Source organism: Micromonospora sp. NPDC049523 (assembly GCF_040676775.1).
Classification (GTDB): domain Bacteria; phylum Actinomycetota; class Actinomycetes; order Mycobacteriales; family Micromonosporaceae; genus Micromonospora_G.
This window is the reverse complement of record NZ_JBFAPP010000040.1, coordinates 22726-35952: the sequence shown is the minus strand read 5'-3', so window position 1 is coordinate 35952 and position 13227 is coordinate 22726. Positions and strand designations below refer to the sequence as shown.

Sequence of the window (13227 nt, the reverse complement as noted above, 5' to 3'; positions counted from 1 at the left end):
TGCTCCCACCGGTGTTTCCCGGCGGTTCCTGTCCGGTGCCCCGCTGACTCCGAAAAAGTTACCGGATGACTGGTTCAGCGCCAAATCGATCATGGTGACTGGATATCCGGGCGGAACCCGAGCAGCCTGTACTCAGCCGTTCCGGCGGGCCGCCCACCAGGCCCGGACACCGAGCAGGCCGACGGTTGTGCCGATGGCCAATGAGGCGCCGATCAGCAACGCGTGCACCCAGAGAAAGCTGGTGGGATCCCCGTGACCCACCTGCGCGTTCGACCAGGATCGGGGGTCCTGCCAGATCGCCAGGCCGAACCGCGGCCAGATGACCCAGGTCCACAGGCCGACCCCGGACAGGAAGAGCGCCCACCCGCGCGAAAGCGTCACGAGCGGCGAGTATGCCAGGTCAGCACGCTTGTCGACGCTCAGCCGGCGGGCGCCCGGTGCCGATCGCAGCCCTGTTCCGGACGGAGAGTCACGACAGCAGCCGACCCAGCATGGTCGTCGCCTCGACGAAGGTCGTGTACGCCAGTGTCGGCGGACCGGTGGTCGCGTCGGGATCGGCTCAGGACCGGCGGTGGCGCAGTCCCCGCGAAACGGCGAGGGTCAGCGCACCGAGCAGGAGCAGCACACCGCCGACGGCGAACAGCCAACCGGGCGGCATCGGATCATCACCGGTGACCGGGAGATGCCCTCCCGTATGTGTCGGCCGCGGAGTGGGAGGGGTGGGAGGGGTGGTGGGGCTGACGGTGGGTTCCGGTGGCAGCACCTCGAAGGTCACGTCGGTGCCCCCTGGCCCAGGCGCCACCATCGGCACCACCGCGCTGAGCGCCACGACCTGGCGGGCGGCAGCGGGCCCGTCGACGGTCAGCGCTGCGGCGAGCGCGGCACCCGCGAGGATCGAGATGAACAGGCCCCGCCTGCTCGGCGTACCGCGTCGGCTTGCTTGACGGACGACCATCGTGGTGCCCCCTTCGCGACCAGCGTCGGTCAGCTCGGCCAGCGGCTGATCGCCCGGCCGTCAGCAGGGCGCGGTACCGCTGAACCGTCCGGACCCACCCGCTTCCCAAGGCGACGGTAGCGAATATTCCTCTGGTATTGCGGCAAATGCCCGACTCTGCCATCGGACCTGCCGGAGCGTGCTCAGCACCGCCGTCGCGGATGCCGGGGAGTCCGTACCGGAGCGCCCGTCGGCGGGCTCGGGCCCAGCTACGCCTGACTCTGTGTGAACACCAGCGCTGTTACCATGACGCCCATGCGTTTACTGGTCACCGGTGGTGCAGGATTCATCGGATCAAACTTCGTCCGCCAGGCAGTGGACGCACTCGACTATCAGGTCGACGTACTGGACGCACTCACCTACGCCGGTGACCGGAGCAGCCTCGCCGAGGTGGAGCACCGCATCAACTTCGTGCACGGCTCGGTGACCGACGCCGACACCGTCGACGACCTCGTACGACAGGCCGACACGGTGGTGCATTTCGCGGCCGAGTCGCACAACGACAACTCGGTGATGGATCCGAGCCCGTTCGTGCAGACGAACCTCATCGGGACGTTCAACATCCTGGAGAGCGTGCGGCGGCACGACAAGCGGCTGCACCACATCTCCACCGACGAGGTGTTCGGCGACCTGGAACTGGACGAGGACCGCCGGTTCACCGAGGGCAGCCCGTTCGACCCGTCGAGCCCGTACTCGTCGACGAAGGCCGGCTCGGACCTGATGGTGCGCGGCTGGATCCGGTCGTTCGGTGTTCGCGCCACCATCTCGCACTGCTCGAACAACTACGGGCCGTTCCACCACATCGAGAAGTTCATCCCGCGGCAGATCACGAATGTCATCGACGGGATCCGTCCCAAGGTCTACGGCTCCGGTCTGAACGTCCGCGACTGGATTCACGTACACGACCACAACACCGCGGTGAATGCGATTCTCGAACGCGGCACGATCGGCCAGACGTACCTGATCGGTGCCGAGTGCGAGCTGAACAACATAGTGGTGGTCCAGGAGATCCTGCGCCTGATGGGGCGGCCCGACGACTGGTTCGACATGGTCGGCGACCGTCCGGGCCACGACCTGCGGTACGCGATCGACTCCAGCAAGCTCCAGGCGGAACTGGGCTGGAAGCCGCAGTACCTGAACTTCCGCGACGGCCTCGCCCAGACCATCGAGTGGTACCAGCAGAACGAGAAGTGGTGGCGCCCGAAGAAGGAAGCGACCGAGGCGAAGTACCGCGAGCTGGGTCGCTGACCACCCCGTCGACCGCCCGACCGGCAGCCGACAACTGATCTCGATCGAACGACGCGCCGCTCCCTCCTGGTGAGCGGCGCGTCGTTTCGTCCGCCCACCGGAACATCCATCCTCGGCGAGTGTCGTGGACCACCTTGATACCCCTGGGGGGTACGGGTATGGTTTCCCGTATGGAGACGACATACCAGGTAACCGGAATGACCTGCGGCCACTGCGCGCGGTCAGTGCAGACCGAGGTCGGCGCCCTGCCCGGCGTCACCGAGGTACGGATCGACCTCGCCAAGGGCGCCGTAACCGTCAGCAGCGCACAGCCCCTCGACGAGTCCGCGGTCCGCACCGCCGTCGACGAGGCCGGCTACACGCTGGTCAGCTAACCACCGATGAAAACCCGATACCGGGTCGGCGGATACCTGGCCGGGCTGGTGGTGGTCTTCGCGGCCGCCCTCGGCGCCGGCCAGGTGACCGGAGGCGGGTCCGACTCCGGCACGCCCGCCCAGTCAGGTCACGGCCACCCCGGTGCCGTACCGCCGGGTCACGGCAACGAGGAAAGCGCAGCACCGGCACAGCCGCCGGGCGGGTTGCAGGTGGCCCAGGACGGCTACCGGCTCACCCCGCTCACCGCGTCCCTGGCCACCGGTCCGGCCAACCAGCTCGCCTTCCAGGTGCTGGGACCGGACGGCAAGCCGGTGACCGCGTACACACCGACACACGACAAGGACCTGCACCTGGTCGTGGTCCGGCGCGACCTGAGCGGCTTCCAGCACGTGCATCCGGAGCAGGCGGGGGACGGCACCTGGTCCGTACCGCTGAGCATCGACGCGCCGGGGCAGTTCCGCCTGATCGCCGACTTCCAGCCGGCCGGGCACCCGGACAACATCACCCTCGGGGTGGACATGCCCGCTCCCGGCGACTACCGGCCGGTGCCGCTGCCCGCCGCCGGGCGGAGCGCGTCGGCCGGCGACGGCTACACCGTCACCCTCGACGGCGACCTGGTACCGGGCACCTCGTCCACCCTCGCCCTGACCGTGAGCAGGTACGGAACTCCCGTCACCGACCTCTCGCCCTACCTCGCGGCGTACGGTCATCTGGTCGCCCTACGCGACGGAGACCTCGCCTACCTGCACGTACATCCGGAGGGCGGACCCGGTGACGGGCGGACCGCGGCCGGACCGACCATCACCTTCCGCGTGGAGGTGCCCAGCGCCGGGGCGTACCGGCTCTTCCTCGACTTCCAGCACCTGGGCACGGTCCGGACGGCCGCGTTCACCGCGCTCGCCGGCACACCCGGCCAAACCCACGGTTAGGAGATCAGCGATGACCACCGCCGGCCGATCCCTACCTCGGGCAGCCGCACCGATCCAGCTCACCATCGGGGGCATGACCTGCGCCTCGTGCGCGTCCCGGATCGAGAAGAAGCTCAACCGGCTCGACGGCGTCGAGGCAACGGTCAACTACGCCACCGAGAAGGCCACCGTCACGCTCACCGACGACACCGTCACGGTGGCCGAACTGATCGCCACGGTGGAGAAGACCGGCTACACCGCCCAGCTCCCACCGCCGCCCCGATCCGCCGGCGCCGCCGGTACGGACACCGAACCGGTCGACGAGCTGCACGCGCTGCGTACCCGATTGTGGGTTTCGCTGGTTCTGACCGTGCCGGTGATCGCGCTGGCGATGGTCCCGGCCTGGCAGTTCACCTACTGGCAGTGGCTCTCGCTGACCCTGGCCGCCCCGGTTGTCGTCTACGGCGGGCTGCCGTTCCACCGGGCCGCCCTGGTCAACCTGCGACACGGCGCCGCGACCATGGACACCCTCGTCTCGCTCGGCACGATCGCCGCGTTCGGCTGGTCGCTCTGGGCGCTCTTCTTCGGCACCGCCGGGACCCCCGGCATGGTCCACCCGTTCAGCTTCGACATCAGCCGCTCCGACGGCAGCGGCAACATCTACTTCGAGGCCGCCGCCGGGGTCACCCTGTTCATCCTCGCCGGGCGTTACTTCGAGGCCAGGTCCAAGCGCCGAGCCGGGTCCGCCCTGCGCGCGCTGCTCGAACTCGGCGCCCGCGACGTCGCGGTGCTGCATGGCACAACCGAGGTACGGCTACCGGTCGAGCGGCTGATGGTCGGTGACCGGTTCGTGGTCCGCCCCGGCGAGAAGATCGCCACCGACGGGGTGGTCGAGGACGGCACCTCGGCGATCGACACCAGCCTGCTCACCGGGGAATCCGTGCCGGTCGAGGTCGGACCCGGCGAACCGGTGGTGGGGGCGACCGTCAACGCTGGCGGCCGGCTCGTCGTACGCGCCACCCGGATCGGCTCGGACACCCAACTCGCCCAGATGGCGAAGCTGGTCGAGCAGGCGCAGACCGGCAAGGCGCAGGTGCAGCGGCTCGCCGACCGGATCTCCGGGATCTTCGTGCCGATCGTCATCGCGCTGTCGGTGGCGACCCTGGGCTGGTGGATCGGAGCCGGTGAGGGTGGGTCGGCCGCGATCACCGCAGCCGTCGCCGTACTGATCATCGCCTGCCCGTGCGCGCTAGGACTGGCCACACCGACGGCCCTGCTGGTCGGCACCGGCCGGGGTGCCCAGCTCGGCATCCTGATCAAGGGCCCGCAGGTGCTCGAATCCACCCGTACGGTCGACACGATCGTGCTGGACAAGACCGGCACCGTCACCACCGGCCGGATGAGCCTGGTCGACGTGGTCACCGCCGACGACCAGCGGCCCGACGAGGCGCTGCGCCTGGTCGGAGCGGTCGAGGCCGCCTCCGAACACCCGATCGCGCGGGCCATCGCGGCCGGTGCGGTCGAGCGGGTCGGCGCGCTGCCGGCGGTCGGCGGTTTCGCCGGACTCGGCGGGCTCGGCGTCACCGGTACGGTCGACGGCCACCACCTCACCGTCGGGCGGGAACGGCTGCTCGTCGACCGGGGACTGGAACTGCCCGAGCGCCTGGCGAAGGTCCGCGCCGAAGCCGAAGCCGCCGGTCGTACGGCGGTCCTCGCCGGGTGGGACGGCCGGGTCCGGGCGGTCTTCGTGGTGGCCGACGTGGTCCGGCCGACCAGCGTCGACGCGGTGGTCGCACTCCGCGCGCTCGGCCTGACCCCGGTGCTGCTGACCGGCGACAACACCGGTGCGGCCCGATCGGTCGGTGCCGAGGTCGGCATCGACGAGGTGATCGCCGAGGTGCTGCCGGCGGACAAGGTCGACGTGGTCAAACGGCTCCAGGACGAGGGCCGGGTGGTGGCGATGGTCGGCGACGGGGTCAACGACGCCGCCGCGCTGGCCCAGGCCGATCTCGGCATCGCCATGGGCACCGGCACCGACGTGGCGATCGAGGCGGCCGACCTGACCCTGGTCCGGGACGACCTGATGGCCGCGGCGGACGCGATCCGGCTCTCCCGGCGTACCCTCGCGACGATCAAGGGCAACCTGTTCTGGGCCTTCGGCTACAACGTCGCCACCCTGCCGCTGGCCGCGACGGGCCTGCTCAACCCCATGATCGCCGGAGCCGCGATGGCGTTCTCCTCGATCTTCGTGGTCGGCAACAGCCTCCGCCTACGCGGCTTCCGCCCGCTGCGCTGACCAGCTCACCCGCTGACCAGCTCACCCGCTGACCAGCTCACCCGCTGACCGGTCCCGTCACGCGGGATCGGTCAGCCGGCGGTGGAGGAACTCCAGGATCAGGGCCCACTTCGCGGCCCGCTGGGCGTTGTCGGCCGCGGCGCCGTGGCCGCCCTCGACGTTCTCGTAGTAGGAGACGTCGTAACCGTGCTCGCGCAACCGAGCCACCATCTTACGGGCGTGACCGGGATGAACCCGGTCGTCGCGGGTCGAGGTGACGAACAGGACCGGCGGGTACGGCCGACCCGCCCGCACGTTGTGGTACGGCGAGAACTCCCGCAGGTACGCCCAGTCCGCCTCGTCGTCCGGGTCGCCGTACTCAGCCATCCACGACGCCCCGGCCAGCAGCTTGTGGTATCGCCGCAGGTCGAGCAGGGGAACCGTGGCGACGATCGCCCCGAACAGCTCCGGATAGCGGGTCAGCATCACGCCCATCAGCAGCCCACCGTTGCTGCCGCCCTCGATGCCGAGCCGGGCGGGTTCGGTGATGCCGCGATCCACCAGATCGGTCGCCACGGCGGCGAAGTCCTCGTACGCCCTGGGTCGCTTCTCCCGCAGCGCGGCCAGGTGCCAGCGTGGGCCGTACTCGCCACCGCCCCGGATGTTCGCCAGCACGTACGTACCACCCCGGGCCAGCCAGCCCCGGCCGGTGATGCCGTCGTAGCCGGGTGTCATCGACACCTCGAAGCCGCCGTACCCGGTGAGCAGGGTCGGGCCCGGGTCGCCGTCCGGCGGACCGACCACGAAGTACGGCACCCGGGTGCCGTCGGCCGAGGTGGCGAAGAACTGCCGTACCGACAGGCCGGTCGGGTCGAAGAAGGACGGCGCCTGCTTGAGCGTGCTCACCTCGGCACCGACCTGCCCGTACCGCAGCGTGGCCGGTTGCAGGAAACCGCTGGTGGAGAGCATGAACTCGTCGGTGTGGTCCGGGTTGGTGGTCACCACGTCGGCGTGGTCGAAGCCCGGCGCGCGGTCCAGCAGCGCCCGCCGCCAGCCGTCGCCGTCCGGGCTGAGCACCTCCAACCGCAGCCGTACGTCGTCGAGCACCGCCAGGATCAGGTGGTTACGCGTCCAGGCGTGGTAGCGCAACGAGGTGGTCGGTCCCGGTTCGAAGATCGGCGTCAGGTCCCGTCCACCGGCGAGGAAGTCGGCGAACCGGGTGACCAGCAGCGACCCCTCGGCGTACGTGACCCCGTCGACGGTCCAGTCCGACCGGAGCCGGATCAGCATCCACTCCCGGTGGATGTCGGTACGGGCGTCGTCCGGCACCTCGATCCGTACCAGCTCACCGCTCCCGGTCAGCAGGAACCGTTCGGCGCGGTAGAAGTCGAGCAGCCGGTAGACGAAGTCGCGCTCGAAGCCCGGGGTGAGATCGTGTCCGGCCTGCACCGCCACGTCGGACGGCTGGCCCTCGAAGACCAGCTCCGCCTCGGCGAGTGGTGTTCCGCGCCGCCACCGCTTGGCCACCCGTGGGTAGCCGGAGTCGGTCAGCGAGCCGGGGCCGAAGTCGGTGCCGACGAAAACGTGGTCGGCGTCGATCCAGCCGACGTCGCTCTTCGCCTCCGGCAGCACGAAACCGTCCGTGACGAAGGCCCGTTCGACCAGGTCGAATTCGCGTACGACGACGGCGTCGGAGCCGCCGCGGGAGAGGCTGACCAGGCACCGCCGGTAGTCGGGCGGGAGCACGTCGGCGCCCTGCCAGACCCAGCTCTCCGACTCCTGCCGCGCCAGCTCGTCCAGGTCGAGCAGGATCTGCCACTGCGGCTCCGGCGTCCGGTACTGCTCCAGCGTCGTACGCCGCCACAGCCCGCGCGGGTGGCCGGCGTCCTGCCACAGGTTGTAGAGGAACTCGCCGCGCCACCTCGGGTACGCGATCCGGTCGTCGGCGTCGAGCACCTGACGCAACCCGTCCCGCAGTTGCGTGTACGACTCGGTGTCGGCGTACGCGGTCAGCGTCTCCGCGCTCCGGTCCGCCACCCAACCGGTGGCGGTCGCGCTGTCCAGATCCTCCAGCCAGCGGTACGTGTCCTCCTCGTCCGCCCGGCCCGGCCCGTCCTCGCGTACGCCGATGAAGTCGGTCACCCGCCACCCCTCCCGCACCCCGCGTCAGTCGCCACCCGAAGGGAAGGTTAGGGCGTGGGGTCAGCCGTGGGCACCCCGGCGGGCGTAGATCTCGTCGACGAATCTGCGGCGCAGCGGCGGGACCCGGCTGGTCAGGCTGAAGTAGCTGCGGGCGGCCATCAGGGCGAACCGGCCGACCACCGGCCGGTAGAGCGGGTCGTCACCGCTGGTGCCGTTGTTCGCCAACGAGTCGGCGACCCTGGCGAAGCCGTACGGCAGCATCTCCGCCTCGTAGTCCGCGACTCCCCGGAGCAGCGGCTTTTCATTGGCGGCGACGGCGGTGAGCTGGCGGCAGAGCAGGGCCGCGTCACGCAGGGCGGTGTTGGCGCCGACGCCCCGGCCCGGTGTCATGGTGTGGATCGCGTCGCCGATCAGGGTGACGTTGCCGGGCGGCCACGGCTGCACCGGCTCCGAGGTGGCCACCTTGACCGGGATACAGCTCTCCGGGTCGCTGCGGGTGAGCAGCTCACGCAGGTTCGGATGCCAGTTGCCGGTCAGGTCGAGGGCGAGCCGGACAAGTTCCTCGCCCCGGCGCGCCATCACGTCCGGCGGGAACCGGTGGTGCGCACTCCAGATGATCAGGTTGATGTAGTCGCGGGTGTTGTCGAAGAGCAGTCCGGGCCAGCGTTCGATCAGTCGCGCGTCGCTGTCGCCGACGCCCGCCTTGGGTACGCCGTGCCGGTCCCAGTTGAACTCCATCACGTGCAGCACGCCCATCAGCCCACCGGTTCCGAAGATCAGTGAGATGCCGTCGCGTACGCGCTCCGGAAGCAGCGCTCGGGTTTCGTCGGTGAGCGGGATCTTGGTGGCGATGTTGATGCTGCCCGCGTCCTGGATGCGGGCGTGCGGCAGGTACTGCCGTCGGATGGCGGAGTGGGTGCCGTCCGCCGCGACCAGCAGGTCCGCGCTGGCCCGGCTGCCGTCGGCGAAGTACGCGGTGACCCGGCCGTTCGGGTGCTGCTCGTAGTGGGTGAACGTCTTGTCGAACCGCACCACGTCGTCCATGCCGGTGAGCAGGACCTGCCGCAACGTCATCCGGGAGACCGCGCGGTCGCTGTCGACCGGGTCGGTCTCGGTCTCCGGCCGCAGCGGGAACGAGGCCGTCTGCCGCAGCTTCTCCGTCAATACGTTGAAGTACCGGGGTGAGCGCGCGCAGGTGGCAACGAACGTCGCGAACAGTTCCGGCGACAGACACTCACGAAGTGCGCGGTTGCCGGTGGGGCCGATGCCGACGCGGTAGCCGTGCAGGCCGTCGCCGCGGGTCCGGTAGCGCTCGTAGACCGAGACGGCGATGCCGGCCCGTCGCAGGCCGTGCGCGAGGCACATGCCACCCGTACCGGCCCCGATGATGATCACTTCCAGTGGCCCGGCCGGCATCAGCCGCTCACTGCCCGCTGCGCTGTGCCGGAACCGGCGCGTCCCAGGTGTAGAAGCACCGCGCCATGGCGTCACGCGGCGAACGCCACGTCGACAGGTACGGGGAGGTGCAGCTCGACAACTGCTCGTTGAGCGATACGAACAGGGGGTGCGCGGTGGCCGCCGGCAGCCCGCCCGGACCCGACCCGTCCATCTCGACCAGATGCAGGTACAGGTCGCCGAGGGTGTAGAGCGACCGGTGCCGGGCGCCGGTGATCGCCGGCAGTTCGGTCCGGTCCGACTCGGCGAAGATCTGCGCGATCCGTTCCTCGGCGCCCGGCCCGCCCTCCGGACCCGGTGCCATCCGACCGACAATCAGAAGACGGCTCATCGAAGCTCTCCCCTCGGCTTATGCTCTACCGACCGGCCCGGTTCGCGGCCCGACGGCTGATCTCCGGTCACCTTGCTGGTCGCGACGTCAACGCGACGTCACCACCGCCCTGGCGGCGGTCGGCCCGCCGTTGACGAGATCTGTGCCTGCTCGGACATCCCGACCTGACGAGATCCGTGCCCGCAGGGACGACCCCGAGCCCGCCCGTCCGGGTGAGTGTGAGCTTGAACACCGTGCCCCGACCCGGGAATGGGCCCGCAACCGATCGACCTTGTTGAGGTTGGTTAGCCCGGGCCGTGTGCTCCGTACCAATTCCCGCCAAGACCCCCGGAAAGGGGCCACATGACCACGGTCGATCGACGGGTTGACGACGTAGCAGCCACGGCGGGGCCACCGGCCCGGCCTGAGCCGGAGCAACTGAACCGCCGGCAGCAGCGACGGTTGGTGCTGGTCCTCGGCTCGCTCATCGCGATCGGTCCGCTGACCATCGACATGTACCTGCCGGCGTTGCCGACCATCACCACCGACCTGCAGACGACCAGCGCGGCGGTGCAGCTCACCCTCACCGGGACCCTGGCCGGTCTCGCCATCGGACAGTTGGTGATCGGCCCGCTCTCCGATGCCGTCGGTCGGCGCCGACCGCTGCTGGCCGGCACCATCGTGCACGTCATCGCCTCGGTGCTCTGCGTGGTCGCGCCGAACATCGAGGTGCTGGGTGCGCTGCGCGTACTCCAGGGGCTGGGTGCGGCGGCGGCGTCGGTGATCGCGCTTGCCGTGGTACGCGACCTGTTCAGCGGCTCGGCCGTGGCCCGCCTCTTCTCCCGGCTGATGCTGGTGATGGGCGTCGCCCCGGTGCTCGCGCCCACCCTCGGCGGTGGACTGCTGAGGTGGACCGACTGGCGGGGCGTCTTCGTCGCGCTCGCCGTGCTGGGCGCCGGTCTCATCGCGGTGATCGTGTTCGCGCTCCGCGAGTCGCTACCGCCCGAACACCGCCGTACCGACGGGGCGCTCGGCACCCTGAAGGTCTACGGCTCGCTGCTGCGCGACCGGACGTACGTCGGCTTGGCGCTGGTCGCGGGCCTGGCGATGGCTGCCCTGTTCGCGTACGTCGCCGGCTCGTCCTTCGTCTTCCAGGACCAGTACGGCCTGGACGAGCAGCAGTTCGCGGTGGTCTTCGGCGCCGGTGCGGTGGGCCTGATCGGGGCCACCCAGCTCAACGTACGACTGCTGCGCCGGTACACCCCGTTCCAGATCCTGCGGGGGGCGCTGATCGCGGGAACCGTACTCGGATCGGGTCTGCTGGCGGTCGCGGCGACCGGGTTCGGCGGCCTGGTCGGCGTACTGGTGTTGCTGTGGTTGGTGCTTGGCACCGCGGGCCTCGCGCTGCCGAACGCGCCCGCGCTGGCGATGGCCCGGCACGGTGACGCCGCCGGTACGGCCGCCGCGCTGCTCGGTGCGGTGCAGTTCGGGATCGGTGCCATCTCCGCGCCCCTGGTCGGTGTCCTCGGCACCGGCAGTGTGGCGATGGCGGTGGTGATCGCGGGCGGCATGCTGGCGGCGGTCGTGGTGCTGCTGGTCGTCGCCCGGCCCGAGCAGCTCACCGACATCGACTCCGCCGATCCGGCGGTTGCGGTCCACTGACCCGACACCGCACCCGGACACACGCAAGGGCATCTGCGACCCGCGAGGGTCGCAGATGCCCTTCCCGCATTCTTCTCCTGTTCAGGCCCTGGATGGCGGCTCAGTCGCCGGCCAGCAGTTGCTCGAACGGGGTCGGGTTGTCGTACGGGTCGGCGACGGTGGCCGGCTCGCGCAGGTCGAGCTGTACGGCCAGTTCGGCGGCGGCCCGGTTGATCCGGTTGGCGAGTCCGCCCTGGACGGTGTCGGTGCCCCAGTCCTCGGATGCGGCGAAGACCGAGGTCGGTACGACCACCGCGTGCAGGTAGACGAACATCGGTCGGAGCGCGTGTTCGAGCGCCAGCGAGTGCCGGGCGGTGCCGCCGGTGGCCCCGATCAGCACCGGCTTTTCGATCAGGGCCGTGTCGTCGAGCACGTCGAAGAACGACTTGAACAACCCGCTGTACGACGCGTTGAAGATCGGGGTCACCGCGATCAGCGCGTCGGCCGCGGCTACCTGGTCGAGCGTCTGCCGCAGCCCGGTGGTCGGGAAGCCGGCGAGCATGTTGTTCATCAGGTCGTGCGCGTGGTCCCGCAGCTCGACCACCTGCAGGTCGAGCCGGGTCCCGCGCTGCTCCGCCTCGCGCTGGGTGGCCGCCGCCAGCCGGTCGACCAGCAGGCGGGTCGACGACGGCTGGCTCAGGCCGGCGGAGATCGCAACCAGGTTGCGCTGCTTCATCGCTCGGCTCCCGCCACCGCGTCGGTGTCGGTGTCGACCTGGTCGCCCGCGACCGCCTCGATTTCGGCGTCCCGGGCGGCCTTCAGGCTGGCGTGGGTCGGCGCGTCCGGTACGTGCGCCGGACGGAGTGCGTCCAACTCCTTGCGCAGCACCGGGACCACCTCCTCACCGAGCAGGTCGAGCTGCTCCAGCACCGTCTTGAGCGGCAGGCCGGCGTGGTCCATCAGGAACAGTTGGCGCTGGTAGTCGCCGAAGTGCTCGCGGAAGGTCAGGGTCCGGTCGATCACCTGCTGCGGGCTGCCGACCGTCAGCGGCGTCTCGGCGCTGAAGTCCTCCAGCGACGGGCCGTGTCCGTACACGGGGGCGTTGTCGAAGTAGGGGCGGAACTCGCGTACCGCGTCCTGCGAGTTCTTCCGCATGAACACCTGCCCGCCGAGGCCGACGATGGCCTGGTCGGCCTTGCCGTGGCCGTAGAACTCGAACCGCTTGCGGTAAAGCTCGATCATCCGCTGGGTGTGCTCCATCGGCCAGAAGATGTTGTTGTGGAAGAAGCCGTCACCGTAGTAGGCCGCCTGCTCGGCGATCTCGGGGCTGCGGATCGAGCCGTGCCAGACGAACGGCGGAACCCCGTCCAGCGGGCGCGGCGTCGAGGTGAACGACTGCAACGGCGTACGGAACTTGCCGGTCCAGTCGACCACGTCCTCGCGCCACAACTTGTGCAGCAGCGCGTAGTTCTCCACGGCCAGCGGGATGCCCGCCCGGATGTCCTTGCCGAACCACGGGTACACCGGCCCGGTGTTGCCGCGACCCATCATCAGGTCCACCCGACCGTCGGCCAGGTGCTGCAACATCGCGTAGTCCTCGGCGATCTTGACCGGGTCGTTGGTCGTGATCAGCGTGGTGGCGGTCGAGAGGACGATCCGCTTCGTCTGCGCCGCGACGTAACCGAGCATGGTCGTCGGCGACGACGGCACGAACGGCGGGTTGTGGTGCTCGCCCATCGCGACGACGTCGAGTCCCACCTCCTCGGCCTTCAGCGCGATCGCCACCATCGCCTTGATCCGCTCCGCCTCGGTGGGTGTACGTCCCGTGGTGGGATCGGTGGTCACGTCACCAACGGTGAAGATCCCGAACTGCATGTCT

The 13227-nt window shown here is 70.0% G+C and carries 12 protein-coding genes; 5 read left to right on the top strand and 7 right to left on the bottom strand.

The window, feature by feature from the left end:
* Positions 1 to 132: 132 nt before the first annotated feature.
* Together AB0J90_RS34500 and AB0J90_RS34495 are read right to left on the bottom strand one after the other, a co-directional pair.
* Positions 133 to 381, bottom strand: a complete 249-nt coding sequence (locus tag AB0J90_RS34500) for a hypothetical protein (protein ID WP_363603287.1) — start codon at positions 379 to 381, stop codon at positions 133 to 135.
* Positions 382 to 559: 178 nt separating this feature from the next.
* A complete protein-coding gene (locus tag AB0J90_RS34495; protein ID WP_363603286.1) occupies positions 560 to 955 on the bottom strand; it encodes a hypothetical protein in 396 nt (131 codons plus the stop codon).
* Between the two features lie 294 nt (positions 956 to 1249).
* On the opposite strand from AB0J90_RS34495, the gene rfbB reads away from it, so the two are divergent.
* From rfbB to AB0J90_RS34475, 4 genes are all read left to right on the top strand, one after another.
* On the top strand, positions 1250 to 2242 hold the full coding sequence (gene rfbB / locus AB0J90_RS34490) for a dTDP-glucose 4,6-dehydratase (RefSeq protein ID WP_363603285.1): 993 nt from the start codon (positions 1250 to 1252) through the stop codon (positions 2240 to 2242).
* 170 nt (positions 2243 to 2412) lie between these two features.
* Positions 2413 to 2616 carry a heavy-metal-associated domain-containing protein gene (locus AB0J90_RS34485; RefSeq protein WP_363603284.1) on the top strand — a complete coding sequence of 68 codons (204 nt, stop codon included), beginning with the start codon at positions 2413 to 2415 and terminating at the stop codon, positions 2614 to 2616.
* A gap of 6 nt (positions 2617 to 2622) precedes the next feature.
* Complete coding sequence (locus tag AB0J90_RS34480; protein ID WP_363603283.1) at positions 2623 to 3546, top strand: hypothetical protein; 924 nt, start codon at positions 2623 to 2625, stop codon at positions 3544 to 3546.
* A 10-nt stretch (positions 3547 to 3556) separates the two neighbouring features.
* The gene (locus AB0J90_RS34475) at positions 3557 to 5821 is read left to right on the top strand and encodes a heavy metal translocating P-type ATPase (protein WP_363603282.1); all 2265 of its coding nucleotides are present in this window, start codon (positions 3557 to 3559) and stop codon (positions 5819 to 5821) included.
* A 57-nt stretch (positions 5822 to 5878) separates the two neighbouring features.
* Here AB0J90_RS34475 and AB0J90_RS34470 read toward each other — a convergent pair whose 3' ends face one another.
* From AB0J90_RS34470 to AB0J90_RS34460, 3 genes are read right to left on the bottom strand one after another with little or no spacing between them, the layout of a single operon-like run.
* Entirely contained in the window at positions 5879 to 7942 is a 2064-nt protein-coding gene (locus AB0J90_RS34470; protein WP_363603281.1) for a prolyl oligopeptidase family serine peptidase, read from the bottom strand.
* Positions 7943 to 8002: 60 nt separating this feature from the next.
* Complete coding sequence (locus AB0J90_RS34465; RefSeq protein ID WP_363603280.1) at positions 8003 to 9358, bottom strand: NAD(P)/FAD-dependent oxidoreductase; 1356 nt, start codon at positions 9356 to 9358, stop codon at positions 8003 to 8005.
* A 7-nt stretch (positions 9359 to 9365) separates the two neighbouring features.
* Positions 9366 to 9728, bottom strand: coding sequence for a TcmI family type II polyketide cyclase (locus tag AB0J90_RS34460; protein ID WP_363603279.1), 363 nt, complete (start codon positions 9726 to 9728; stop codon positions 9366 to 9368).
* Positions 9729 to 10145: 417 nt separating this feature from the next.
* On the opposite strand from AB0J90_RS34460, the gene AB0J90_RS34455 reads away from it, so the two are divergent.
* Positions 10146 to 11369 carry a multidrug effflux MFS transporter gene (locus tag AB0J90_RS34455; RefSeq protein ID WP_363603289.1) on the top strand — a complete coding sequence of 408 codons (1224 nt, stop codon included), beginning with the start codon at positions 10146 to 10148 and terminating at the stop codon, positions 11367 to 11369.
* Between the two features lie 100 nt (positions 11370 to 11469).
* On the opposite strand, the gene AB0J90_RS34450 is transcribed toward AB0J90_RS34455, so the two are convergent.
* Together AB0J90_RS34450 and AB0J90_RS34445 are read right to left on the bottom strand one after the other, a co-directional pair.
* Positions 11470 to 12084 (bottom strand): FMN reductase, encoded by a 615-nt coding sequence (locus tag AB0J90_RS34450; protein WP_363603278.1) that lies wholly within the window; start codon positions 12082 to 12084, stop codon positions 11470 to 11472.
* Positions 12081 to 13223, bottom strand: a complete 1143-nt coding sequence (locus AB0J90_RS34445) for an LLM class flavin-dependent oxidoreductase (protein ID WP_363603277.1) — start codon at positions 13221 to 13223, stop codon at positions 12081 to 12083. Before AB0J90_RS34445 ends, AB0J90_RS34450 begins: the two co-directional genes overlap by 4 nt.
* Positions 13224 to 13227 lie beyond the last annotated feature (4 nt).

Excerpts from the sequence above, each read along its gene's own strand:
- AB0J90_RS34495 (WP_363603286.1), bottom strand. The coding sequence starts at position 955 with ATGGTCGTCCGTCAAGCAAGCCGACGCGGTACGCCGAGCAGGCGGGGC.
- rfbB (WP_363603285.1), top strand. The coding sequence starts at position 1,250 with ATGCGTTTACTGGTCACCGGTGGTGCAGGATTCATCGGATCAAACTTC.
- AB0J90_RS34485 (WP_363603284.1), top strand. The coding sequence starts at position 2,413 with ATGGAGACGACATACCAGGTAACCGGAATGACCTGCGGCCACTGCGCG.
- AB0J90_RS34480 (WP_363603283.1), top strand. The coding sequence starts at position 2,623 with ATGAAAACCCGATACCGGGTCGGCGGATACCTGGCCGGGCTGGTGGTG.
- AB0J90_RS34475 (WP_363603282.1), top strand. The coding sequence starts at position 3,557 with ATGACCACCGCCGGCCGATCCCTACCTCGGGCAGCCGCACCGATCCAG.
- AB0J90_RS34465 (WP_363603280.1), bottom strand. The coding sequence starts at position 9,358 with ATGCCGGCCGGGCCACTGGAAGTGATCATCATCGGGGCCGGTACGGGT.
- AB0J90_RS34460 (WP_363603279.1), bottom strand. The coding sequence starts at position 9,728 with ATGAGCCGTCTTCTGATTGTCGGTCGGATGGCACCGGGTCCGGAGGGC.
- AB0J90_RS34450 (WP_363603278.1), bottom strand. The coding sequence starts at position 12,084 with ATGAAGCAGCGCAACCTGGTTGCGATCTCCGCCGGCCTGAGCCAGCCG.
- AB0J90_RS34445 (WP_363603277.1), bottom strand. The coding sequence starts at position 13,223 with ATGCAGTTCGGGATCTTCACCGTTGGTGACGTGACCACCGATCCCACC.